We start from the raw sequence: 23,754 nt of genomic DNA, 5'->3' as shown, positions 1-23,754 counted from the left end.
CCGTTCACCGGGCCGGTCTCCCCCTGTCGGGGAGGCCGGCCCGCTCATTGTCACGGTTGCGGGAGGCGAGGTGCGACCGCCGTCGGGCCCGGGCCGCCCGGGTCGGCCGGGCCCTGTGCAGGCGTCGCCGCGCGGGCGGGTGGATCGCCGCCTCGCCGGCGCCGGCCGCCTTGCGCACCATCCGGTTGGCGTCGTCCGGCTCAGAGCCGGCGGCCCGGAGCAGGTCGCTGCACATGGTGCGCAGGTCTGTGATGAGCGCGTCGGCGAACGATTGCACTCCGGTCGCGGCGGCTCGGCCGGCCAGGTCAGCGCACTGCTCGATCAGCTCGCGGGTGCGCTCGGGGTCTCTGCCGAGCCGGCACTCGGAGCGCATCTCCGTCACGGCCTGACCCAACCGGGCCACCGCCTCCGGCAACTCCTCCGGGATCGGCTCGTCGTACTGGAGGGCGGTCGCCGACCAGCGGGCCAGCGCCCGGCTGTCCAGCGTCAACCGCTCCAGGTGCTCCGCGCCGCGGGCGTACTGGCGGAACTGCTGACGCCGGTGCCAGCGGGCCGGCGCGATCGTCACCACCTCCTCCGCCCCGCTGAGCGACTCGTGCAGCCGACCCAGGTCGCCTTCCGTGCCGCGCAGCCGCTCCAGGATCCGCACCGCCCGGTCGGCGTCGCGCTCCCGCAGCGCCTGTGCCAGTTCGGCGAGCTGCTCTCCGAGGGCCGTGACGATCGGCGCCACGGCCCGGTCGAGCACACGCAACGGATTGATCGGCAACAGCAGCGCGACCACCACCAGGCCGACCACTCCGCCGACCAGTGCGTCGAAGATCCGGGGCAGCTCCAGGCCGCGATCCATCGGGGCCAACGTGGCGATCAGCACGGCGGTACCGCCGGCCTGACCGACCAGAGCACCGCCTCGGCCGGCAACCAGCAACGCGCTGGCGATGGCCAGGGCGACCACCGCGCCGGTCTGCCACGGACCAGAGCCGAGCAGGAAGCGCAGCGTGTCGCCGATGGTGATACCGATTCCCACCCCGCCCAGCAGCTCGAAGGTGCGGCGGGCCCGTTGCCCGATGGCGGTGGCGATCGTACCGACGGCGGCGGCGGGGGCGAAGACGTGCGCTCCGGGGCCGAGCAGGTGTTGGGCGATCAGGGCGGCGAGCGCCGCAGCCAGTCCGGCCTGGATGGCGATCACCAGGGTGATCTCCCACTGCCGGGCTCGGATCCGGCCGGCCTGCCCGCCGCGGTGCCGTACCCGCTCGACAGCCTGGCCGCTCCGCTCGGCAGCCTCGTTGAGCCGCGACCGGTCGCTCTGGACTGGTGGGCGGTCATCGGCCATGGCGACGGTTACCCCGACGTCAGGGCGACAATCGCTCCCATCTGCCCCACCAGCACCAGCCGCAATCGCCGACAGTCGCGACATCGCAGGTGAATCCATCGGCGGGTGTGGGTTTGTCGAATGGTTGCGGGGTACCAGGCCGCACACACCCACCGATCCGCAACCGGTAAGGGGCCGTGAGATGACCAACCCGCAGACCAACGAGGACCAGGATGTCGTCGACATCCTGGTCGCCGACCACCGTGAGGTCGAGACACTCTTCGTCGAACTGGAAACCCGGCAGGGCACCCCCGAGTACCGTCGCCAGCTCGTCGACGTGGTGATCGCCGAGCTCGTCCGCCACTCGGTGGCCGAGGAGGCGTACGTCTATCCGACCGCACGCAAGGTGCTACCCGACGGCGACGAGATCGCCGAACACGAGATCTCCGAACACGCCGACGCCGAGCGGACGATGAAGGAGCTGGAGTCCGTCGACCCGTCCGACCCCCGCTTTGACGAGCTGCTCGCCCACCTGACCAGCACCATCCGACACCACGTACGGGACGAGGAGAACGAGCTCTTCCCCCGACTGCGCGCGGCGACCGCCCGGGAGGAGCTGATTGAGCTGGCCGACAAGGTGACGGCGGTCAAGGAGATCGCACCGACCCGCCCGCACCCGCGCGCGCCGGACCACCCGCCGGCGAACAAGCTGCTCGCTCCCGGCACCGGCCTGGTGGACCGGCTGCGCGACGCGCTGAGCGGCCGGCCGACCTCGATGAGCGAGCTGCGCGAGAAGCACCAGCACTGACCCATCGCCGGGCGCCCACCTCTCGACCATCGGGGGCGGGCGCCGGTCCGGGGCGGACGCCGACGCCGGGTCCGGCCAAGGACGGCCCGGGCCGCCGCGTGCACGGCGACCCGGAGGACGATCCGGTGCGTCAGCGGACCTGGTCGCCCTCGCCGGTACGCGCCTGAGCCTGCTCAACGCCCTTGTCGATCTGCTCGTCGTACTTCCCGCCGGTGCGCTTGTCGGCCATGTCGCCGGCCTTGTCCAGCCCCTGGTCGACCTGCTTGTCGTGCTTGTCCGCGACGTCCTTGGCCTTGTCCATGAAGTCACCCACGGCGCTCCTCCTCCACTCTGGTCACTCCCGTCAGCGTTCCCTGGGCCGGGCAGCACAAACCGGTTGGTCCGGGCCGCACGGGCTGGTCAGGAGGCTCCTGGGGCGCCCGCCACGCCGGCCGATCGCCCACCGTTGGAGCGGTACGGGTGTCGGCGCACGCCGAGTCGGGTACCGACCTCGCGACATCGAGGAGGACCGACATGGTGGCAGACGAGCCCGGGACGGGCACCGGGGCGACAACGGGCGGCCCCGGGCCGCGCCAGGCGTGGGCGGCGCTGCCCTGGCTGGTCCGGACCGCGGTGCTGTGGAGCGCCTGCCTGGTGGTGGTCGCCGCCGGGCTCTACCTGCTGGGCCGGATCGCCGTGCTGCTGGCGCCGTTGGCCATCGCGCTGGCCGCCACCATCTTCCTCACCGCGCTGCTCGACCCGATGCTGCTCCGGCTGCGCCGGTTGCGGCTGCCCGCGGCGCTGGCCGCGCTGCTCACCGTCCTGCTGCTGCTCGGCATCCTGGTGGGGGTCGGCGCGCTGGTGTGGAACCTGACCGCGAGCCAGTTCGACCAACTCAGCCAGGAGCTGACCCAGGGGCTGGACCGCAGCCGGGACTTCATCACGTCCACCCTGCCTGTCACCGACGCCCAGCTGGACCGACTGGTCGACCAGGCCCGGCAGGGGCTGAGCGGAAGCTCCCCGGACCCGGTGGCCGGCGCCCGGACCGTGACCGAGGTGCTGGGCTCCGCGCTGCTCGCCCTGGTGCTGCTCTTCTTCCTGCTCAAGGACGGCCGCTCGATGTGGCACTGGGTGCTGTCCCGGATGACCGGCCCGAACCGGCCCGTCGTGGCCGAGGCCGGCCGGGCCGGCTGGCGGACGTTGGGCGCTTACAGCCGCGGCACCATGCTGATCGCCGCGATCGACGCGATCGGCATCGGCCTGGCCCTGGTGGTGTTGCGAGTGCCGCTCGCCCTGCCGCTGGCGTTGATCACCTTCATCGGCGGTTTCGTGCCGATCATCGGCGCGACGGTGGCCGGCGCGGTGGCGGTGCTGGTGGCGCTGGCCGCCAACGGGCCCACCACGGCGTTGCTCACCCTCGCCGCGGTGATCGCCGTGCAGCAGATCGAAGGCAACCTGCTGGAGCCCCTGGTCATGAAGCGGCAGGTCCGGCTGCACCCGGCGGTGATCCTGGTGGCGGTCACCGCCGGCACCCTGATCGCGGGCATCGCCGGCGCCTTCGTCAGTGTCCCGATCACCGCCGTCCTCTGGCGCATCATCGACACCGTTCAACGCCACCACTTGACCCCTACTCCTGCGGGGGTGTCGGATGCCCCGTCAACCTCATGATCGACGCGACGGGGCGGTCGTGCGGTTGAGGTGAGTGGCGAACCAGGTGCCGGCATGGTCGGCGACCTGGTCGAGGGTGCCGGGCTCCTCGAAGAGGTGGGTGGCACCGGGCACCACCCGCAGCTCGCCGACGTCCCTCAGCTCGGCCAGCGCCTGCTCGTTGAGCGCGATCACCTCCTCGTCCAAACCGCCGACCAGCAGCAACGTCGGCGTACGCACCTGGGCCAGAGCCGCGCCGGCCAGGTCGGGCCGACCGCCCCGGGACACCACCGCGCCCACCCGGTCCGCCCGGGACGCCGCCGCGACCAGGGCGGCGGCGGCACCCGTGCTTGCCCCGAAGAGGCCGATCGGCGCGTCACCGGCGGGGCGCTCGGCCGCCAACCAGTCGACGATCCCGGCCAGCCGGCTTGCCAGCAGCCCGATGTCGAACCGCAGTTCCGCGGTGCGCGCGTCCACCTCGTCCTCGGCCGGGGTGAGCAGGTCCACCAGTACCGTGCCGAGGCCGCGACCGTTCAGCGTCCGGGCGACCGCCACGTTGCGCGGGCTGTGCCGCGAGCTGCCGCTGCCGTGCGCGAAGAGCACCACGCCGACCGGCCGCGCGGGCAGCATCAGGTCCGCGGGGAGTTGGGCGTCCCCGACCGGGATGGTCACCGTGCTGCGTTGCTCGTCCATGCCCCACCTTCCTGTACTCGCCTGTGCTGCGGTTACCCAACCCGTCGCGTCGCACGCACCGCCGTCGTGGCCGGTCGGCGGACGCGGCCAAGGGACGCCGCCGGCTGCCAGCGGCCACACGGGCTGCGCGGTCAGGGCCGACTGCGGGTGGTGTTTGCCGGGTGGGCCGTCGGGTAGGCGAGGGGCGACCGCAGACCGTGTCGGCGCAGATCGCGCCCCGACGGATCGCGAGGATCGTCATGGCCCAGCAGCAGACGTCGCGGCAGCAGCAGATGGACGAGCGGAACCGGCGGGAACAGGACGCCGAGCGAAGCCGGGACTGGGGGGACGAGGCCGCGCAGGCACGAACCTCCGAAGATCCCCGGGCGATGGCGCCCAGGGACGCGTTGGGGCGCCCTTCCACCGGCGAGCCCGTCTGACGCACCGGCCGGGTCCACTGATCCGACGGCCCGGGGGCTGACCCGGCGCTCGACGGTCGGCGGCCCATCCTGAGATTCGACGGCTGGGGCGGGACCGATCCCGCCCCGGCCGTCACTGCTCGTGCTCGGGCAGCCGCAGCAGTGGCGATCGACCCGGCGGCTGCTCCGGCTGCGGCCCGGACGGATCGGCCGGCGGCACCGGCACGGTCACCGGCTCGTCGCAGGTGACCCGCAGCACCTGGTCGTGGTGGCGCAGCTCGACCACGTCGTCCGGGCCGCCGTGGCGCAGCGAGTACGTCGTCTGGTGCGGCCGGACGTCCACCCGCAACGCCAGCCCGCGCCACTGGAGCGAGAACTCCAGACGGCTGAGTCGGCTGGAGAGCCGGGGTGCGAACGACAGACGACCATCGTGGTCCCGCAAGCCGCCGAGCCCACAGACCAGGGCGAGCCACGCGCCGGCCAGCGAGGCCATGTGCACGCCGTCCCGAGTGTTCTCGTTGAGGTCGTGCAGGTCCATCAGCGCGGCCTCGCGCAGGTAGCTGTGCGCCAGCTCGGGATGGCCGACCTCGGCGGCGAGCACGGACTGGGTGCAGGCCGACAGTGACGAGTCGCGTACGGTGCGGCGCTCGTAGTAGAGAAAGTTGCGCACTTTCTGCTCAGCGGTGAACGCGTCCCCCCGCCAGTGCATGGCCAGGACCAGGTCGGCCTGCTTGACCACTTGCTTGCGGTACAGGTCGAAGTACGGGTAGTGCAGCAGCAGCGGGTACTTCTCCGCTGGCGTGTACGCGAAGTCCCACTCCTGGAGCCGGGTGAACCCCTCCACCTGCTTGTGGACCTCGAGCTCGTCGTCGTACGGGACGTGCATCGAGGTGGCGGCGTCCCGCCAGCTCGCCGCCTCCTCGTCGGTGACTCCGAGGTGGAACGCCTCATCCCGGTAGCGCATCACCACGTCGGCGGCGGCGAGCAGGTTCCGCTGCGCCATCAGGTTGGTGTAGACGTTGTCGTTCTTGATCGCGGTGTACTCGTCGGGGCCGGTGACTCCGTCGAGGTGGAAACGCCCGTGCCGGTCGTGGTGGCCGATCGAGCGCCACAGCCGGGCGGTCTCCACCAGCAGCTCCAGCCCGATCTCCCGTTCCAGATCGGTGTCCCCGGTGACCAGCACGTAGCGGCGCAGCGCGTCGGCGACGTCGGCGGCGATGTGGAAGGCCGCGGTACCGGCGGGCCAGTATCCGGAGGACTCCGGACCCTCGATGGTCCGCCAGGGAAAGGCGGCGCCCTTGAAGTTGAGCGTTTTGGCCCGTTCCCGGGCCAGATCCAGGGTGCTGTGACGCCAGTGCAGCGCGTTGCGCACGGCGCTCGGCTGGGTGTAGGTGAGCACCGGCAGGACGAACATCTCGGTGTCCCAGAACGCGTGCCCGTCGTAGCCGGGACCGGTCAGCCCCTTCGCCGAGATCGGCCGACGCTCGGCCCGGGCGCCGGCCTGGAGCACATGGAAGAGGCCGAAACGGACGGCCTGCTGCACCTCCGGGTCCCCCTCGACCCGCACGTCGGCCGCGTCCCAGAACTCGTCAAGGTAGGCACGCTGCTCGCGGCAGAGCCCGTCCCAGCCGTCCAGTCGCGCCCCGGCCAGCGCCGCGCCTACCTGGTCGCGCAGCGCGGGGAGCGAACGCCGGCTCGACCAGCCGTACGTCAGGTACTTGACCACCCGCAGTCTCTGGCCGGGCTTGAGCACACAGGCGATGGTGGTGCGGACCCAGTCCTCGTACCCCTCGGACTCGATGGTGGTTCGGTCCGGGCCGTGCACCTCGTGCTCCATCGCGGCGGCCACCCGCAGGCCGGAGACCTTGGTCCGGTGGATCAGCTGCCCACCGTCCGGGGTGGTCAGCTCCTCCTCGGCCTGCAACGGCGACTCCAGCACCGCCGCGACCCTGGGGTCCTTGCTCTGCGCGGGCAGCGTCTCGTTGGCGACCAGCTCGGACTGCACGATCAGCCGGAGCGGGCCGTGGACGGCCTCCACCTCGTAGCTGATGGCGGCGACCGACCGCTGGGTGAACGACACCAGTCGGGTGCTGCGGACCTTGACCTCCCGGCCGGCCGGCGAGCGCCAGTGCAGCTCCCGGTGCAGGGTGCCGGCACGCATGTCGAGGATCCGTTCGTGGGCGAGCAGCTCGCCGTAGCGCACGTCGAGCGGTTCGTCGTCGACCAGCAGCCGGATCAGCTTGCCGTTCGTGACGTTGACGATGGTCTGCCCGGACTCGGGGAAGCCGTAGCCGGCCTCCGCGTACGGCAGCGGACGCAGCTCGTAGAACGAGTTGAGGTACGTGCCGGGCAAGCCGTGCGGCTCGCCCTCGTCGAGGTTGCCGCGCAGCCCGACGTGCCCGTTGGAGAGCGCGAAAACGGATTCCGACTGAGCCAGCACGTCCATGTCCAGCCGGGTCTCCCGGACGTGCCAGGGGTCGACCGGATAGGCCCGTTCCCGGATCACGCCGGACCCCGCTCTCCGGTCGGAGTGCGGGCGACAGGCGGTGGCGGTGGGTCGGCGTCACCCGCGTCGAGCAGGTCGGCGAGGTCGGTGACCACGACGTCGGCACCGTGGGTGCGCAGCTCGTCGGCCTGCCCGACCCGGTCGACGCCGACCACGTACCCGAAGCCGCCGGCCCGGCCGGCGGCCACCCCGGAGAGCGCGTCCTCGAAGACGGCGGCCTGCGCCGGGTCGACGCCGAGCAGCCGGGCCCCGGCGAGGAAGGTGTCGGGGTGCGGCTTGCCGCGCAGGCCCTGAGCCCGGGCCACCAGCCCGTCGACGCGCGCCTCCAGCAGCGGGTCGAGCCCGGCGGCGACGACCACCTCGTGCCCGTTGGCGCTCGCGGTCACCACAGCTCGGCGCAGCCCGGCGGTGGTCGCCGCCTCAAGGTAGCGCACCGAGCCCGGGTAGACCTCGACGCCAAAGCTGCGCAGGCGCTGCAGCAGCAGGACGTTCTTGCGGTTGCCGACCCCGTTGACCGTGTCCGCGTCCGGCGGGTCGTCCGGGCTGCCCTCGGGCAGCACGATCCCGCGGGAGGCCAGAAACGACCGGACGCCATCGGCGCGGGGACGGCCGTCGACGTAGCGGTTGTAGTCCGGGCCGGGGTCGAACGGCTGGAACGGTTCGCCGGTGGCTGTGGCGCGCTGCCGCAGGAACTCGTCGAACGTCTCCGTCCAGGCGGCGTTGTGCACCAGGGCAGTCTGCGTCAGCACACCGTCCAGGTCGAAGAGACAGGCGGTCACGTGAGCAGGTAGGCCCAGCACGTTACGAATCTAACCATCTGTCCGGGTCGGCAAACCCCGTTTCTGCCGCCGCGGGCGCGGCTCAATTCGGCCGCAGCGTCCAGACCACGGTCATCGCCGAGGTGGGCGTGCCGTCCTCGGTGGTGATCTCCACCTGGACGGGGAACTCGGGCCGCCTGCCGGACTCGAGCTCGCCGATCACCTCAAGAGCCGGCCGACCGAGCCGCGCGGTGGCCAGCACCGGGCCCCGTGCCAACTTGCGGTAGGCGATCTCGGCGCGAACGGCGAGTGGCACGGCCCGGTCCAGCAGCTCCCCGAAGGCGGCCAGCACCACCGCGCCGGAGGCCGTCTCACCCAGGGTGAACATGGCCCCGGCGTGCGGGCCGCCGACGTGGTTGTGGGTGGCCGGCGAGTCGGGAAGCCGGACGACCGCCCGCACCCCACCCTCCGCCTCGGATGCCACCTCGACGAATTCGAAGCCGAGCGTACGGGCGAACGGCACCGCTTCCAGCATGCCGGCCGCCACCTGGCGGGAGTCGATGGTCATGCCCCGATGCTACTTGCGGGTAACTTGCCGGGGCAAGGTCGGAATGACTCGGCGGACAGGGTTCCGGCGCTACCCCACCACGTTCGCGTGATCGACAAGGGGCGCCGTCAGAGGTTGGCGATCGTCCGCAGGATCTCCGCGTAGAAGTTGCCGTCGATGCTGCGGAAGAAGGCGAAGTCCTGACCCGGGTCACCGAAGAACGGACGCAAAGTCCAGGCCAGCTGGGTGCCGACGAAGCCGAAGAGCAGGATCCAGATGTAGAGCAGGGTCATGCTGGCCGGCCGCTGCGTCGGCTCGCCGCGCCGTACCGGTGGGTTGGCCCACGGGCGGTGCGGCTGCGGGTAACCGGGCGGCAGCATCCCGGGCGGGAACCCGCCGGCCGGCTGCCCGCTCCACTGGGCGGGGACCTGCGTCGGGACCTGCGGGGCGGCGTCGGGGGCGGCGCCGTTCGGGACCGTACCGGCCGACCCGGCCGGCGCGGCTCCGGCCGGCACGGCGACCGGCTCGGCGACCTGGCCAGCGGGCACGGCGGCCGGCACCGCACCGGCGGGCACGGCGGCCGGCACGGCCTGGGCCTGGGCCTGGGGCGCCTCCGGGGCGAGCAGGCCGTGATCGTTGAGCACCTGCATCCCGCCGGTCAGGAAGCGCAGCCCGACCAGCGCCGACAGGGTCAGGATCGCCACGTTGAGCAGCTTGAAGAAGCCGTAGTCGGGCGCGGTGATCAGGAAGAAGAGGCTGATCGGCGCGAACGCCACGGCGAGCATCGAGGTGACCGTGATCGCCACCATCACCAGCGCCAGTGACTGGCGCACCGAGAGGCGGGCACCGAAGACCAGGTTGAACAGGTAGAGCGTGGGCAGGCAGATGGCCAGCGTGACCAGGAACAGCAGCGGCAGCTTCAGCGCGGAGGTCAGCGCCATCAGCGGGCTGTGGAAGGCACCCAGCACCGCCCCGTAGCAGGCGAGCGCGATGGCTGAGCTGGCCAGCATGCGCACGGTCAACGCGTTCAGGTCACGCTCGGCAACGATCTGCTGCCAGATGCCCCGCCGGTCGCGGAGGATGCGCTCGATGACGAGCGGGCTGGGACGGTCACCCGACACGGGTGCACCCCTCTCGGTGGTCTTTCACAGTGGACTGGGTGCGCAGACGGTAGGACACCGGGCGACGCCCCCGCTACCCCGCTCCGGCGTGGTGTCAGCGCCACCCCACGTCGATCCGGCCCCCGCGCTCGTCGAAGAAGTGCAGCGCGTCCATCCGGACCGCCACGGCGAGCGGGTGACCTGCGGCGACCGCCGGGTACGGCGCCAACCGGACCGCGAGCTCCGCCGGGCGGCGGTGGTGCCGACCCGGGTCGGGGAGCACGCTCGTCCGGGTGCCACCGGCGGCATCGTCCGCCTCCACGGCCTTGCCGGTGAGGCGTTGCATCACCGAGCTGAACCGGCGCAGGCCGCGCTGGCCCATCGGCGGGTTGTCCAGCCGCGCGCCCATCTCGTCGACCACGATCGCGGTCGCCCCGATGTCGAGGAACGCCAGCGACTCGTGCCCGTGGTGCTCCAGGTAGCGGATCCGGCCGCGCAGCACGTCGCCGGGGCTGTCCGGGGAGACCGGGGTGAGCGCCTCAGCCCGCATGCCGACCACGATCCGCTCGCCGTGGTAGTGCGCGACGGCCCGGCTGCGGATGTCGTCCCAGGGCAGGTAGAGCGACTGCTCGCCGAGGTTGAGCGTGACGTACCGGTCCAGATGCACGTAGACCGAGGCCTCGAGCAGGTTCATCCGCGGGCTGCCCAGGAAGGCGGCCACGTAGAGCGTCGCTGGCCGGCCGTACACCTGGGTGGGGGTGCCCACGTCCTGGAGCACCCCACGGCGCATGATCGCCACCCGGTCGGCCATGGTGAGCGCCTCGGCCTGGTCGTGGGTGACGTAGACGGTGGTGACGCCCAGCTCCCGGGTGAGGCCCGAGATCTCCGCACGCAGCTCCGCACGCAGCCCGCTGTCCAGGTTGGAGAGCGGCTCGTCCATCAGGAACAGCCCGGGTCGGCGGACGATGGCCCGCCCCATCGCGACGCGCTGCCGTTGCCCGCCGGAGAGCTGACCCGGCTTGCGGGCGAGCACGTCGCCGATGCCCAGCGCGCTGGCCACGTCGGTGACCCGCTCACCCCGCGGAATCGGCTCCACCCCGGCCAGGCGCAGCGGGAAGGCGATGTTGTCACCCACCGTCATGTGCGGATAGAGAGCGAAGTCCTGGAAGACCATGGCGATCTTCCGCTCCCGCGGCGGCAGGTCGTTCGCGAGCTCGCCGTCGAGCAGCACCGCGCCCTGGGTCGGATCCTCCAACCCTGCGATCATCCGCAGCACGGTGGACTTGCCGCAGCCGGACGGGCCGAGCAACACCATGAACTCGCCGTCGTTCACGTCCAGGTTGATGGTGTCGACGGCCAGCGTGCCGTCCTTGAAGACCTTGGTGACATCCTTGAGCGCGACGGTGGTCACCGTCTCCTCCCCCAGCTCGTCGACCGAACCCCAGAAGACTGTGACCAGGATCATTGAATCAGCACATCGGGTGAACGTCTCATGTTCGATCGATGACGCTGCCATTAAGCGACACAAGTTGGCACGATCAGCAGCGCGGGGCCCTCTCGTCCGGCTCACCCAGGAACACCCGGCGTACCACCCGCTCCGCCGCGCGCCCGTCGTCCAGTGCGCAGAACCGGCCCCGGAAATGCGCGCGGGCCTTGGTCGCCGCGTCCGAGCGCACCGCGTCGGTGCGGAACAGGTCGAGCAGGTCGGCGAACGTGGTGGCCACCGCGCCCGGCGGCTCCGCCATGACGTCGAAGTAGACGCCCCGGGCCAGCCGGTACGCCTCCCAGTCCGGGGCGTAGAGCACGATCGGCCGGTCCAGGACCGCGTAGTCGAACATCGCCGAGGAGTAGTCGCTGACCAGCACGTCGGCCACCAGGTAGAGGTCCTCCACCCGCTGGTGGCCGCTGACGTCGCGGATTCGCTCGCGCCTGGACGGGCTGTTAGGAAGGGGCCCTTCCTCTACCGCAGACGTTGAGAAGGTGCCCTTCCTTTCACGGTCGTGGAAGTAGTGGCTGCGCATCAGCAGTCGGACGGAGTCACCCAGCGCCTCGACGAACCGGTCCGGGTCGAACGGTGGCCGGTAGCCGGGCAGGTGCTCGCGGTGCGTCGGGGCGTACAGCACCACCTGCTCGTCGGGGCCGAGGCCGAACTCGGCGCGCAGCCGGCGCACCTCGTCGCGGCCGGCGTTGACCAGTCGGTCGTTGCGCGGGTAGCCCACCTCCAAGGTGGTGTACGAGGCCGGGTACGCCCGGTCCCACATCTGGGTGGAAAAGCTGTTCGCGCTGACGCTGTAGTCCCAGCGGTCCACCCGGCGCAGCAGCCCGGCGAAGTCCATCGCGCCGGCGCCGATCGGGTAGCGCTGCTGGTCCAGCCCCATCACCTTGACGGGCGTGCCGTGGTGGGTCTGCACGTGCACCTGCTCCGGCCGCTTGCGGACGAAGTCCGGGAAGTTGACGTTGTTGACGAGCCACCGGGCCCGGGCCAGCGCCCGGTAGTAGGCCGGGGTGCCGGCGACCACGTACTCCGCTCCGGCCGGCACGGTGTCCACCCGGTCCCGGCGCACGATCCACACCCCACGCACTCCGGGAGCCAGCCGGCGGGCCACCTCGTAGATCGCCGCCGGGTTGCAGGCGTACCCCCGGTACCAGTAGGCCGCGTACACCGCGAGCGTCGGATCCACCGGCCGGCGCAGCTCCGCCCGGTAGAACTCGCGCAGCAGTCCGTCGCGGGTCAGTCGGGCGCCGCGCCGGACGGCCGGCCCGACCCGGCGGCGGGCGGTACGAGCCTGCCGGCGAGCGGTGTCGCGGGCCCGGCTCGCTGCCCGCAACGCGCTGAACGTCCGCCAGCGGCCGGTGGCGACCAGCCGGTGCTTGATCCCTTCGACCCCGGTCGGCGCCGGGTACCCGCCGTCCGGCAGCCAGCGCGCGTAGTCGGCGGTGATCTGCGCGAAGAAGCCGGGCCGCAGCTCCGGGGCGATCCGCTGGCCGTTGCCGAGCACGGTCAGGTAGTGCCAGATCATCCGCTCGAAGACCGCCGGCCGCAGGTCGTCGACCGCCGGCCCCCAGGTGTCCATGAGGTGGAAGACCCGGTGCCACTGCGGGAACACCTCGAAGTGCCGGTCACCCCGGGTCCGGGTGATCGCGCCGGCCCGGCGCTGCCGGTAGTTGACGCAGACCCGGTCCAGTACGCCGATCCGCTGCGCCGCCATCAGCACCGGGTAGCTGAACGAGACGTCCTCGTACCAGCCGGTCTCGAAGCGCAGCCTTAGGTCGACGAGGAACTCCCGGCGTACCAGCCGGTTCCACACGGTGTGCAGCAGCCGCATCGCCTCCGGCCGGTCCCGCAGCCGGAAGGTGGCCGCGCCGGGCGACTCCGGGAACACCTCCGCCATCGCGCTGCGCGTGGCGGTGTCGTTCCAGTGCGTCCGGACGTGGTCGACCAGCAGCACATCCGGCCGGGTCGCGCGCAACCGCTCGGCGACCTCCGGCAGGCACTCCGCCGCCAGCCAGTCGTCGCCGTCGAGGAACCAGACGTACTCCCCGACGGCCCGGTCCAGCCCGACGTTGCGGGCCGGACCGAGGCCGACGTTCTCCGGCAGGCGGACCGACCGGACCCGCTGGTCGCGGGCCGCGTACTCGTCGATGATCTCGCCGCTGGAGTCCGGCGAGCAGTCGTCGACCGCGATCACCTCGAGGTCGGTCTCCGGCTGGTCGAGGATCGAGTCCAGGCACTCGCGCAGGTATCCCTGCACCCGGAAGGCCGGCACCACGAAACTGATCAGGGCCATCCGGCCGTCCCTCCGTCAGCGCGGCGCGCCACCTCCCACGGGCGCGGCCGACGCCCGCGCGCCAGGAGCCGGACGCACGAACCAGGCCAGGACGACGCTTGCCACGAAAACCACGAGAAGGTACGTACCGAGTGTAGCCATGCCGATACTCACGATTCCGGCAATCGCCGCGAGGGCCAGCAGCACCGAACGCCCCTCCCAGCCCAGCGTGGCCGGGTGCAACGGAGGCGCCGCCTGGCGCTTCTCCAGCCGGGCGGTCAGGTCGTAGTGGTGCACGGTGAGCACGAAGACGTAGCCGAAGATCAACCACCCCGGCGCGCCGCCGACCACCCCGACCGCGATCGCGAACAGGTACTCGGCGGCTCGCAGCGCGGCGGGCACCAGCCAGTCCAGCGGACCGTTGTGCGCGGCCCCGGCGCCCAGGCCACCGACCAGCAGCACCAGCAACGCCACCGGCACCGCCCAGCGCAGCCCGTCGGGCGCGTCGCCCAGCAGCGCCGCGACCAGCAGCACCGCCGAGCCGAGCGCGGCGATCACCGCCAGGGTGAGCGGCCCCATCTGGCGGACCACCGGCAGCCGGCGGGCCAGCGGGCCGTCGTCGCGGTGCAGCGTGGCATCGACCGCGTCCAGCACCGGCACCCACATCCAGCGGGCCCGCAGCGTACGCAGCGCCCCGGTGTACGCGAACGCCAGCACACCCCACACCAGCACCGCGATCAGACTGACCAGCGGGTTGAACAGCGCCACGGTCAGCGCGATCAGCGCCCACCGCTCACCGATCGGAAAGACCACGGTCCGCTTCAGCCAGTACGACAGCGAGCCGGTGTCCGCCTGCACCCGGGTCGACGCGGCGTTCAACCGGTCTCCGATCCCGCAGCTGGCACCCGTCGCCGTTCGGGGCCGGCGGGCCGCCTCGTCGTGCAGCACCCCGTACCAGGTGTCGGTCATGTGCCGGACGGTCTGCAACGTGATCGCGGCGATCGCCAGCGCCCAGCCGTTGCCCAGCCCGGCGTGGCTCACACCGAAACCCAGCCCGGCGTAGACCAGGTACTCCTTGGCCCGGTCGGCCATCGTGTCCAGCCAGCCACCCCAGGCGCTGAAATGCCGGGTGTAGCGGGCCAACTGGCCGTCCACGCAGTCCAGCACGAACCCGAGGTAGAGCAGCACCGCGCCGCTGACCAGCGCGGGCCGCCCGCCGACGCCGAACAGCACCGCGGCGGCCAGCGCGAAGAGCACCGAGATCACCGTCACCCCGGTCGGGGTGAGGCGGAGCCGGGCCGCCACCCGCACCACGTACGGCGACCAGGTGCTGACGAAGTAGGTGGAGAAGAAGTCGTCCTTCTCCTTCACCGCCAGCCGCAACTCGGCCCGGTCCTCGTCGACCGCGGTCACCGCCGCCTCCGCGGCGGCCAGCCCGGCCGCGTCGTCGACCCGGTGCGCGACGAGCAGACGTACCCGCTGGGCGAAGATCAGGGTGCCGAGCGCGGCGAGACCCGCGACGAGCCGGTCCACGGCGGACCCGGGGCCGCCGGCCGGGACCGACGCGAGACGCCCGGCCGGCCCGGCGCCGTCGGCGGGCGCGAACGGGGCGACATCCCCGGCCGGGCCGAGGGGCGTGGCGACCGGCAGCATGCCGACCGCGGCGGCCCGCGCGGCGGCGGCCAGCGTCGGCAGGTCACTCACGCCGACCCGCAGCGCGCCGCCGAACACGCCGGTGGCGTCGCCGTCCAGGGCCTCCACCGCGCCGGCGTCGACCACCTGGCCACGTTCCTCGCGCACCGCGGTCCGCCCCGGCACCGGCGGGTCACCGAGCACCAGCGCCACCGTCGGCCCCACCGGGCTGGTGGCCAGGTGTCGCAGCACGGCGGTGTGCGCGACCAGGTCGGTGCCGGTGACCAGCAGCGGGCCGGTGGCGGTGTCAGCCAGCGCGGCCAACTCGTCCAACCCGGCGACGAAGCGCACCTCGTCCGCCCCGGCCCGACGCAGCTGGGCGGCGAGCCGGTCGGCCAGCGGCTCGCCGGTCGCGGTGGTCAGGCTCGCCGCGGGCGCCCCGGCGGCGAGCACGATCGCGAGCGTCACCGCGGGACCGCGGCGTGGTAAGCGTCGAGCGCCTCGGCGATGGTGCCGTCGAGCATCAACCGGCCCGCGTCGAGGTACAACCCCCGACGACAGAACCGGGTCAGGTCCTTTTCGTTGTGTGACACCAGCACCAGCGTGCGCCCCTCCCCGAGCAGACGATCAATCGTCGCGTAACACTTCTTGCGGAACTCCGCGTCCCCGACCGCGGTCACCTCGTCCATCAGCAGAACCGGGTGCGGCAGATGCGAGATGATCGCGAAGCCGAGCCGCACCTTCATCCCCGACGAGTAGTGCCGCACCGACGTGTCGATGGCCCGTTCCACCTGCTCACCGGCGAACTCGACGATCTCGTCGAAGTGCCGCTTCAGATAGCCCGTCGACAAGCCGTGCAGTCCACCGACCAGGTGCAGGTTCTCCCGCCCGGTCAGGTCGTTGGAGAAACCGGCCGAGAGCTCCAGCAGCGGGGCCACCGCGCCGTGCACCCGGATGCTGCCCTCGTCCGGAATGAGCACTCCGGCGATCAACCGCAGCAGGGTGCTCTTACCGGTGCCGTTGCGGCCGATCACGCCGACCGTCTCGCCCGGCTCGACGGTGAACGACACGTCGCGCAGCGGCCAGAACTGGCCGGGCAGGGCACCCCGCCCGCCCCGGTGGATGAACAACTCCCGCAGCCGCAGTTGCCGGCGGCGGTTGCGGACGAACCGGATGCCCAGGCCGTCCGCCTCGATGATCGGCGCGGCCATTCAGAGTTCCTTGAGCACGGCGGGTTCCAACCGGCGGAACGACCACCAGCCGGCGGTCAGCACCAGCAGGCTGCCGACGACCGTGGTCGCGAGCAGGCGGGCGCCGGGGAACTCGTCCGGGTACCAGATCGCGTGGTGCAGCTGGAAGATCCCGACCAGCGGGTTCAGCTCGTACGCCACCTTCAGCCAGCCCGGCAGGCCGGATTCCTGGACCAGGCTGAGCGGGTAGATGATCGGAGTGGCGTAGAAGAGCACCCGGATGATCAGCCGCATGAACCGCTCCACGTCGCGCATCAGCACGTTCCACGCGGACAGCAACAGGGCCAGGCCGATCAGCAGGACCGCCTGGACGGCCACCGCGAGCGGCAGGGAGAGCAGCGACCAGCCGGGGCGGATCCGCCCGTGCACCGCGTAGATCACCGCGATGGCGATCAGGATCGGCAGACCGGCCGCGTACTCGGCGAACCGGCCGGTGACCCGGCCGATCGGGAAGACCTGGCGCGGCACGTTCATCGTGGTGATCAGCCGGGACTGACCGGTCAGCGCGTTGGTGGCCTCGCTCAGCGCCGAGCTGGTCCACATCCAGGCGAAGATCCCCGTGACCAGGAACAGCGGATACGACCCGGCCGCCTCGCCGAGGTGCCGCCCGGTGTCCCGCGAGTAGAGCACGCCGAAGACGAACCAGTAGATGGCGCCCATGCCGAGCGGCTCGATCAACGACCAGAGGTAGCCCAGCACCGACTGCTGGTACTTGACCGCCAGGTCCCGCCTGACCAGGATGCGCAGCGAGTTGCGGTGCGACCACAACGCCGCGACGCCAGAGGTCACCGCTGCCTCCCGCCTCCTGAAACGGACGACAGGTTAGCAGTCGGTGAACGAATGCCCCGAGTCGGCCAGATCAGCACTCGATCACGTTGACGGCCAGGCCGCCCCGCGCCGTCTCCTTGTACTTGACCTTCATGTCGGCGCCCGTCTCCCGCATCGTCTTGATGACCTTGTCCAGCGACACCGCGTGCACACCGTCGCCGCGCAGCGCCAGCCGGGCGGCCGTGATCGCCTTGATGCTAGCCACCGCGTTCCGCTCGATGCAGGGGATCTGTACCAGGCCACCCACCGGGTCGCAGGTCAAGCCGAGGTTGTGCTCCATCCCGATCTCGGCGGCGTTCTCCACCTGCTGCGGGGTGCCGCCGAGCGCCTCGGCGAGGCCCGCCGCGGCCATCGAGCAGGCCGAGCCCACCTCACCCTGGCAGCCGACCTCCGCGCCGGAGATCGAGGCGTTCTCCTTGAACAGCACGCCGATCGCACCGGCTGCCAGCAGGAACCGCACCACGCCGTCGTCGGAGGCACCCGGCACGAACCGGGTGTAGTAGTGCAGCACCGCCGGGATGATCCCCGCCGCGCCGTTGGTCGGCGCGGTGACCACCCGGCCGCCGGCGGCGTTCTCCTCGTTCACCGCCAGGGCGAACAGCGTCACCCAGTCCATCGCGCGCAGCGGATCGGTGGTCGCCGTGTCCGCCTCCAGGCTGCGCCGCAGCTCCGCCGCGCGCCGCCGGACCTTCAACCCACCAGGGAGTACGCCGTCCCGCTCGCAGCCACGCTCCACGCACTCCCGCATCACCCGCCAGATCTCCAGCAGGTCGGCCCGGATCTCCGCCTCGCTGCGCCAGGAGCGCTCGTTGGCCAGCATCACCTCGCTGATCGAGAGGCCGGTGGCGGTGGTCACCTCCAGCAGCTCCGCCCCGGTCAGGAAGGGATACCGCACCCGTGTGCTGTCCGGCTTGATCCGGTCCGCACCGGCCGCCGCCTCGTCCACCACGAAGCCGCCACCAACCGAGTAGTAGGTGCGGCTGCGCACCTCGGCGCCGGTCCCGTCGTACGCCGCGAAGGTCATCCCGTTCGGGTGGTACGGCAGCGACCGGCGGCGGTGCAGCGTCAGATCCCGGTCCGGGTCGAAGTCGATCTCGTGCGCGTCCAGCAGGCTGATCCGCCGCTCCGCCCGGATGCGCTCGACCCGGGGGCCGACGGTGTCCGTGTCGACCGTCTCCGGCGCCTCGCCGGCCAGCCCGAGCAGCACCGCCCGGTCGCTGCCGTGGCCGTGCCCGGTGGCGCCGAGCGAGCCGAACAGTTCGGCCTGCACCCGCGCGGTGTCGGTGAGCAGCCCGTCGGCCTTGAGCCCGGCCACGAAGGTGCGGGCGGCCCGCATCGGCCCCACCGTGTGCGAGCTGGACGGCCCGATGCCGACGCTGAAGAGATCGAAAACACTGATCATGGCTGCGCTTCCTCGCCGTCGTCCCGTGGTGGGGGATCCGGCCCGGTCGTGGCCACCGGTCAGGCGGCCCCGCTCGTGGCCGCCCGGTCGGGTGGCCGCCGGTCACCCGGTGTGTGGGTGCCCGACCAGCGAGCCTACCCGCCCAGTTCACGGCCCACCCGGCCGCCGCGACGTGGACACCTGCCCGCCGCCGCGGCGCCACCTCCCCGCCGCGCCCGCGCCCCGCGTCGGCGTCGGCGCCCGCGCGTCGGCGTCGGCGCGTCGGCGTCCGCGCCCTCCGTCCGTCCGGCGGTCCGCCCACCTGCCCGGAGATCACGCACGATCTCCCACCCGCCCGCCCGCCCGCCGGCCTGCTCCCGCGCGGCGAAGGCGTCGGGGAGGGGTGACCCGGGTAATGCACCTACGGGTCCACGGCTCGCCGATCGTTCTCGGGACCGACGACGAGCTGGCCATCCCTTTCTACCGTGGATTGCAGACGCGGCGTACCGCCGCAGAGTGGGAGTACGACGATGAGTCGCAAACTGGTCCGGCCCCGCCAGGGGCGCATGATCGCTGGTGTCTGCGCCGGCCTCGGTCAGCGGTTCGGCATGTCCGCCGGGATGGTCCGGCTGCTGTTCCTGCTGTCGCTGCTGCTGCCCGGCACCCAGGTGATCGTCTACCTGGTCCTCTGGTTCCTCATGCCTAACGAGGACCGCTACCTCGCCTCCGCCGGGCACTGACCCGCACCCCGCATCCCGCACCCCACCCGAGGCCCCCGGCCGAGGCAGCAACTTCAGGGAAGTTGCTGCCTCAGGACCGCCGGAGGCAGCAACATCGCTGAAGTTGTGCGGATCTCGCGCCGGACGGGGCGCCGCGCGTCAGGCGCGGTGCCCCAAGTGAGGCGCGGCGCGGCGGAGGCGCGGGGAGCCCAGAAACGAGAGCGCCCGCCCTGACTGTCGTCGGGGCAGGCGCTTCGACGTGCGGGTGGGTGGTCAGGGGGCGATGTAGATGACCGTGACCTGCTGGTAGCCGAGGGAGCGCAGCAGCCCCTCCAGCATCTTGCGGGTGTTCTCCTCGGCCCGGGCGGAGAGCCCGCTGTCCCGGGCGGCGGCGGTGATCCGTTCCTCGGCGAGCTGGTAGACCTGCTGCTGCCGGTTGGGGTCGTTTCCGACCAGGTCACCGAGCCGGTTGAGCAGACCGCGCTGCTCGGCGAAGACATAGCTCTTTTCCAGGTCGAGGTTGGTCTCGCCGAGCTGTGGCGCGGGCAGCTTGATCTCGACCGAGGTGCCGTCGGCGGACTCGACGACAGCGCCCTCACCGATCTTGCCGAAGTCGACGTACGCCTCGACACTGCCCGCGCCGACGAACAGGGTGCGCTCGTTGAGCAGGAAGTCCGGAACGTTGCGCCGGTCGTTCTGGGTGTCGACCACGACCTGGAAGTTGCCCTCGGCGGCCACGTAGCGGCTGAGGTCCTGGATCGACTTCAGCAGCGGCGGCTGGCTGCGATCGGTCCGTTCCTTGGCGAACGGGTTGCGGAACTCCGGCAGGATGCCGGTCGCCTGCACGCCGAGCAGCACCACCACGGCCAGCGCGGCGGCCCCGAGCAGCACGAGCAGGCCGCGGACGGGCCCACCGGCGCCACCGGTCGTCGGGCCGCCGGAGCCGCCCGGTGTGTCCGCTGTCGGCTCGGGTGTGGCGGCCGACCGCTCCTTGAGGTCGTCGCCGGTCGGATAACCGGGGAACTCCCTCGTGGGCTCGTTGATGCCAGCGTCGCGGACCATCACGCTCACCGTCCTCGTCAGACACGTCGTCTGTCATTGACGGTACGGCCCCCGTACGACAGCCGCGCGTTGAGCGGCCGGAAAGCGTAAACGGGCAGGTCAGGCGAAGGCGGAGAGCCCGGTGAGCCGCTGTCCGACGACCAGCTGGTGAATCTCCGAGGTGCCCTCGTACGTCAGCACGCTCTCCAGGTTGTTCGCGTGCCGCATCACCGGGTACTCCCCGGAGACGCCGTTGGCGCCGAGGATGGTGCGGCACTGCCGGGCGATGGCCAGGGCCTCCCGCACGTTGTTCAGCTTGCCCACGCTGACCTGCTCGGGACGCAGCCGGCCGGTGTCGGCGAGCCGGCCCAGGTGCAGCGCGAGCAGTTGCCCCTTCACCAGTTCGACGGCCATGTCCGCGAGCTTGGCCTGGGTGAGCTGGAAGCCGGCCAGCGGGCGACCGAACTGGGTGCGGGTGGTGGCGTACGCCAATGCGGTCTCCAGGCAGTCCCGGGCGGCGCCGACCGCGCCCCAGACGATGCCGTACCGGGCTTCGGTGAGGCAGCTCAGCGGGGCCTTGAGCCCGACCGCCTCGGGCATTTGGGCGTCCGCCGGGAGCCGGACATCGTCGAGCACGATCTCGCCGGTCACCGACGCGCGCAGCGACATCTTGCGGCGGATCTCGCGGGCCGTGACACCGGGCGTGTCCATGGGTACGGCGAAACCTCGCACGCCGGCGTCGGTGCGCGCCCAGATCACCGCGACGTCGGCGATCGGCGCGTTGGTGATCCACATCTTGCCGCCGGTGAGCACCCAGTCGTCGCCGTCGCGGCGGGCCCTGCTGGCCATCGACGCCGGGTCGGAGCCGTGGTCGGGCTCGGTCAGGCCGAAGCACCCGATCGCCTCGCCGGTCGCCATCGACGGCAGCCAGCGCTGCTTCTGCTCCTCGCTGCCGTAGCGCCAGATGGCGTACATGGCCAGGGATCCCTGCACGGAGACCAGTGAGCGGAGGCCGGAGTCGCCGGCCTCCAGTTCCTGGCAGGCCAGCCCGTACGCGACCGCGGAGGCGCCGGCGCAGCCGTACCCGGTCAGGTGCATGCCGAGCAGCCCGAGCTTGCCGAACTCCCGGGCCAGCTCGCGGGCCGGCACCCGACCCTCCTCGTACCAGTCGGCGACGTGCGGGCGTACCCGGTCGTCGACGAGCTGGCGGACGACGTCGCGGATCTGCCGCTCCTCCTCGGTGAGCGACGGGTCCAGGTCGAGCAGGTCCAGTGGAGCGGTCATGGACGCCACCTTAACGAAGACTCACGCCGGTGGGAGCGGACGCGTCATTCGATCGGCCCGGAGAGCACCAGCACCCGGGCGTGGATCTGGTTGCGCTGCTGCAGGGCGGCGCGCAGGGCCCGGTGCAGGCCGTCCTCCAGGTAGAGCCCGCCGTTCCACTGCACCACGTGCGGGAAGAGGTCGCCGTAGAAGGTGGAGTCCTCGGCGAGGAGCTTGTCGAGCGCCAGCTCACGCTTGGTGGTGATCAACTGGTCCAGGCGCAGGGGTCGCGGCGGGATCTCCGCCCACTGCTTGAGCGTCAGGTTGTGCTCCGGATAGGGACGCCCGTCCCGGACCGCTCTGAAGATCACGACGGCACGCTCCCCTCCCCGTGGCCGAGCCGACCGACGGCGCCGAGCCGGGTCGCGGCGGGCACCGCGCGGTGCGGCACCGATGACGCGTGCCAGCCTAGCCGCCCAGCGCACACCACGTTCTGCTCCCTGATGTCAGTTTCGCTACCGCTCGTCCGGTCCTCAACCGGACGAACGGGACGCCGCACTCAACTCCACCGGCCACGCCGCACCACCTCGTCCACCGGACGACGCCCTCGGCGCAGCGACGGTGACCGATGGTCGGGCGCGCGGTAACCGATTGTGACGGCACCGATGGGTCGATAGTCCGTCGGCACGCCGAACGCGTCCCGGTACGCGGACAACCGTTGCGGCGGGATGCCGAAGAAACACGCCCCCAGTCCCTCGTCCACCGCGGTGAGCAACATCAGCAGCGCGGCGAACCCGGTGTCCACGTACCAGTAGGGAACCGGCCAGCGATCGGTGGACCGGTCCGTCCAGCCCTTGTCCGGCTCCGCGTACCGCTGGAGGTAGACCGACTCGTTGGCGTGCGGCACCACGATCAGCGGCGCCCGGCGCATCCCGGCCAGCCAGCGCTCCCGCCCGCCACCGTCCGGTGTGGTGGCGGCCCAGAACCGCTCCCGGTCGGCCGCCTCCTCCAGCACCAGAAAGCCCCAGCCCTGCGCGAACCCGGCCGACGGGGCACGTACCGCGTGGTCGAGCAGCCGGTCCACCACGTCGGGCGGGACCGGGCGGTCCGGGTCGTAGTTGCGCACCATCCGCCGGCGCCGGACGACCTCGGCGAACTCCATCCCGCTCTCCCCGCCGGCCCGGCTCAGGCCCCGGGGCGGATGCCCCAGGCGCCCCGCCAGGTCGTGCCGGGCTTGAGCATGAGCACGTCCTTGCCCGAGCGGAACGCGTCCGGCGGGCACGTCATCGGCTCGATCGCCACCGAGCGGCGATGCCGTTCACCGGTGAGCGCGTCACCGGTGAACACCTGCCACCAGCCGAACTCCCGGTCCGCCCAGATGCTCACCCCGGACGAGCCGTCCGGCGCGGCCAGGCTCACCGACGAGCCGCCGTCGGCGTCGGCGATCACCTGGCCGAAACAGAGGTCCAACTGGGCACGGCCGATCCGGCGCGGGCTGGTCCAGTCGTACTCGGTGCCCGCCACCGGGGTCGCGCCGACCGGCAGCAGCCGCCCGTCCACCAGCAGCCGGGTACGCGTCGGCAGCCGCATGATCAGGTCGTCCACCGCGACGCCCGGCAGTTGCAGGTACGGGTGCACCGAGAAGCCGAACGGCGCCACCTCACCGCCGGTGTTGGTCACCTCGTGCTCGGCGCGCAGCCCACCCGGGCCGACGCTCCACCGGCTGATCAGCCGCAGCGGCCAGGGATAGCCGGGCTGCGGCGGCAGGTCGTAGCCGACCGTCACCGCGTCCGGCGACTGCTCCAGCAGCCGCCACGGCACCCAGTTGACCAGCCCGTGGATGGCGACGTGCCGCTCCGGCTCGCTCAGCGGGAGCTGGTGCGTCCGGTCCCCGAACGAGTAGCGGCCGTCGCGGATCCGGTTCGGCCAGGGCGCCAGCACCTGCCCGGCGCAACCGGGGCAGACCTCGTCGGCCCGGTACCCGTCGAGCAGGTCGACACCGTCGTGCCGGTACGTCCGCAGCCCGCCGCCCACCTCCACGATGACGGCCTCGTGGCCGGCGGCGGAGATGGTCCACTGGGCGCCGGAGAAGGGGCGCTGGTCGGGGCTGTCCATGCCGGCGACCCTA

22 protein-coding genes are annotated in these 23,754 nt (G+C 72.1%); 4 read left to right on the top strand and 18 right to left on the bottom strand.

All coding sequences use genetic code 11. From position 1 onward, the window contains the following. Nucleotides 1–4: 4 nt before the first annotated feature. Nucleotides 5–1,330, bottom strand: coding sequence for an FUSC family protein (locus KBX63_RS12355; protein ID WP_210911142.1), 1,326 nt, complete (start codon nt 1,328–1,330; stop codon nt 5–7). A 181-nt stretch (nt 1,331–1,511) separates the two neighbouring features. On the opposite strand from KBX63_RS12355, the gene KBX63_RS12350 reads away from it, so the two are divergent. Further along, nucleotides 1,512–2,117 (top strand): hemerythrin domain-containing protein, encoded by a 606-nt coding sequence (locus tag KBX63_RS12350; RefSeq protein ID WP_210911141.1) that lies wholly within the window; start codon nt 1,512–1,514, stop codon nt 2,115–2,117. Nucleotides 2,118–2,247: 130 nt separating this feature from the next. On the opposite strand, the gene KBX63_RS12345 is transcribed toward KBX63_RS12350, so the two are convergent. Next, complete coding sequence (locus KBX63_RS12345) at nt 2,248–2,418, bottom strand: antitoxin (protein ID WP_247662232.1); 171 nt, start codon at nt 2,416–2,418, stop codon at nt 2,248–2,250. 212 nt (nt 2,419–2,630) lie between these two features. Between KBX63_RS12345 and KBX63_RS12340 the strand changes: the two genes are divergently transcribed. After that, on the top strand, nt 2,631–3,764 hold the full coding sequence (locus tag KBX63_RS12340; RefSeq protein ID WP_210911139.1) for an AI-2E family transporter: 1,134 nt from the start codon (nt 2,631–2,633) through the stop codon (nt 3,762–3,764). Here KBX63_RS12340 and KBX63_RS12335 read toward each other — a convergent pair. Continuing rightward, nucleotides 3,759–4,436, bottom strand: coding sequence for a dienelactone hydrolase family protein (locus tag KBX63_RS12335; protein ID WP_210911138.1), 678 nt, complete (start codon nt 4,434–4,436; stop codon nt 3,759–3,761). The genes KBX63_RS12340 and KBX63_RS12335 overlap by 6 nt on opposite strands. A gap of 239 nt (nt 4,437–4,675) precedes the next feature. Here KBX63_RS12335 and KBX63_RS12330 point away from each other — a divergent pair, with 239 nt between their 5' ends. Continuing rightward, complete coding sequence (locus KBX63_RS12330; RefSeq protein ID WP_210911137.1) at nt 4,676–4,855, top strand: hypothetical protein; 180 nt, start codon at nt 4,676–4,678, stop codon at nt 4,853–4,855. A gap of 112 nt (nt 4,856–4,967) precedes the next feature. Here the strand turns inward: KBX63_RS12330 and KBX63_RS12325 are convergent, their stop codons facing one another. From KBX63_RS12325 to KBX63_RS12280, 10 genes are all read right to left on the bottom strand, one after another. Beyond that, the gene (locus KBX63_RS12325) at nt 4,968–7,340 is read right to left on the bottom strand and encodes a glycoside hydrolase family 65 protein (RefSeq protein ID WP_210911136.1); all 2,373 of its coding nucleotides are present in this window, start codon (nt 7,338–7,340) and stop codon (nt 4,968–4,970) included. Beyond that, nucleotides 7,337–8,140: an HAD family phosphatase gene (locus KBX63_RS12320; RefSeq protein ID WP_210911135.1), complete on the bottom strand. Its 804-nt coding sequence runs from the start codon at nt 8,138–8,140 to the stop codon at nt 7,337–7,339. Before KBX63_RS12320 ends, KBX63_RS12325 begins: the two co-directional genes overlap by 4 nt. Nucleotides 8,141–8,201: 61 nt before the next feature. After that, complete coding sequence (locus KBX63_RS12315; RefSeq protein ID WP_210911134.1) at nt 8,202–8,666, bottom strand: DUF4442 domain-containing protein; 465 nt, start codon at nt 8,664–8,666, stop codon at nt 8,202–8,204. Nucleotides 8,667–8,773: 107 nt separating this feature from the next. Further along, nucleotides 8,774–9,766, bottom strand: coding sequence for a hypothetical protein (locus KBX63_RS12310; protein ID WP_210911133.1), 993 nt, complete (start codon nt 9,764–9,766; stop codon nt 8,774–8,776). 94 nt (nt 9,767–9,860) lie between these two features. Further along, nucleotides 9,861–11,210 carry an ABC transporter ATP-binding protein gene (locus tag KBX63_RS12305; RefSeq protein ID WP_247662172.1) on the bottom strand — a complete coding sequence of 450 codons (1,350 nt, stop codon included), beginning with the start codon at nt 11,208–11,210 and terminating at the stop codon, nt 9,861–9,863. A 73-nt stretch (nt 11,211–11,283) separates the two neighbouring features. Next, the gene (locus tag KBX63_RS12300) at nt 11,284–13,533 is read right to left on the bottom strand and encodes a bifunctional glycosyltransferase family 2 protein/CDP-glycerol:glycerophosphate glycerophosphotransferase (RefSeq protein ID WP_210911132.1); all 2,250 of its coding nucleotides are present in this window, start codon (nt 13,531–13,533) and stop codon (nt 11,284–11,286) included. A gap of 15 nt (nt 13,534–13,548) precedes the next feature. Beyond that, nucleotides 13,549–15,612: a DUF5941 domain-containing protein gene (locus tag KBX63_RS12295; protein ID WP_210911131.1), complete on the bottom strand. Its 2,064-nt coding sequence runs from the start codon at nt 15,610–15,612 to the stop codon at nt 13,549–13,551. Beyond that, nucleotides 15,609–16,355, bottom strand: coding sequence for an ABC transporter ATP-binding protein (locus tag KBX63_RS12290; RefSeq protein ID WP_210911130.1), 747 nt, complete (start codon nt 16,353–16,355; stop codon nt 15,609–15,611). Before KBX63_RS12290 ends, KBX63_RS12295 begins: the two co-directional genes overlap by 4 nt. Further along, the gene (locus KBX63_RS12285) at nt 16,356–17,183 is read right to left on the bottom strand and encodes an ABC transporter permease (RefSeq protein ID WP_210911129.1); all 828 of its coding nucleotides are present in this window, start codon (nt 17,181–17,183) and stop codon (nt 16,356–16,358) included. 70 nt (nt 17,184–17,253) lie between these two features. Further along, nucleotides 17,254–18,624 carry an L-serine ammonia-lyase gene (locus KBX63_RS12280; RefSeq protein ID WP_210911128.1) on the bottom strand — a complete coding sequence of 457 codons (1,371 nt, stop codon included), beginning with the start codon at nt 18,622–18,624 and terminating at the stop codon, nt 17,254–17,256. A 509-nt stretch (nt 18,625–19,133) separates the two neighbouring features. Here KBX63_RS12280 and KBX63_RS12275 point away from each other — a divergent pair. After that, a complete protein-coding gene (locus tag KBX63_RS12275; RefSeq protein ID WP_210911127.1) occupies nt 19,134–19,343 on the top strand; it encodes a PspC domain-containing protein in 210 nt (69 codons plus the stop codon). A gap of 252 nt (nt 19,344–19,595) precedes the next feature. Here KBX63_RS12275 and KBX63_RS12270 read toward each other — a convergent pair whose 3' ends face one another. From KBX63_RS12270 to KBX63_RS12250, 5 genes are all read right to left on the bottom strand, one after another. Beyond that, nucleotides 19,596–20,384: a DUF4230 domain-containing protein gene (locus KBX63_RS12270; RefSeq protein ID WP_210911126.1), complete on the bottom strand. Its 789-nt coding sequence runs from the start codon at nt 20,382–20,384 to the stop codon at nt 19,596–19,598. Between the two features lie 99 nt (nt 20,385–20,483). Beyond that, on the bottom strand, nt 20,484–21,647 hold the full coding sequence (locus KBX63_RS12265; protein WP_210911125.1) for an acyl-CoA dehydrogenase family protein: 1,164 nt from the start codon (nt 21,645–21,647) through the stop codon (nt 20,484–20,486). A gap of 44 nt (nt 21,648–21,691) precedes the next feature. Continuing rightward, nucleotides 21,692–21,997, bottom strand: coding sequence for a type II toxin-antitoxin system VapB family antitoxin (locus KBX63_RS12260; protein ID WP_089002310.1), 306 nt, complete (start codon nt 21,995–21,997; stop codon nt 21,692–21,694). 188 nt (nt 21,998–22,185) lie between these two features. After that, nucleotides 22,186–22,788, bottom strand: a complete 603-nt coding sequence (locus KBX63_RS12255; RefSeq protein WP_210911124.1) for a nitroreductase family protein — start codon at nt 22,786–22,788, stop codon at nt 22,186–22,188. Nucleotides 22,789–22,811: 23 nt separating this feature from the next. Further along, on the bottom strand, nt 22,812–23,741 hold the full coding sequence (locus tag KBX63_RS12250) for an aldose 1-epimerase family protein (RefSeq protein ID WP_210911123.1): 930 nt from the start codon (nt 23,739–23,741) through the stop codon (nt 22,812–22,814). Nucleotides 23,742–23,754 lie beyond the last annotated feature (13 nt).

The sequence above is a fragment of the Micromonospora sp. U21 genome (assembly GCF_018070045.1).
GTDB lineage: Bacteria > Actinomycetota > Actinomycetes > Mycobacteriales > Micromonosporaceae > Micromonospora.
The sequence above is the reverse complement of the archived record's forward strand: the minus strand, read 5'-3'. Positions and strand labels throughout refer to the sequence as shown.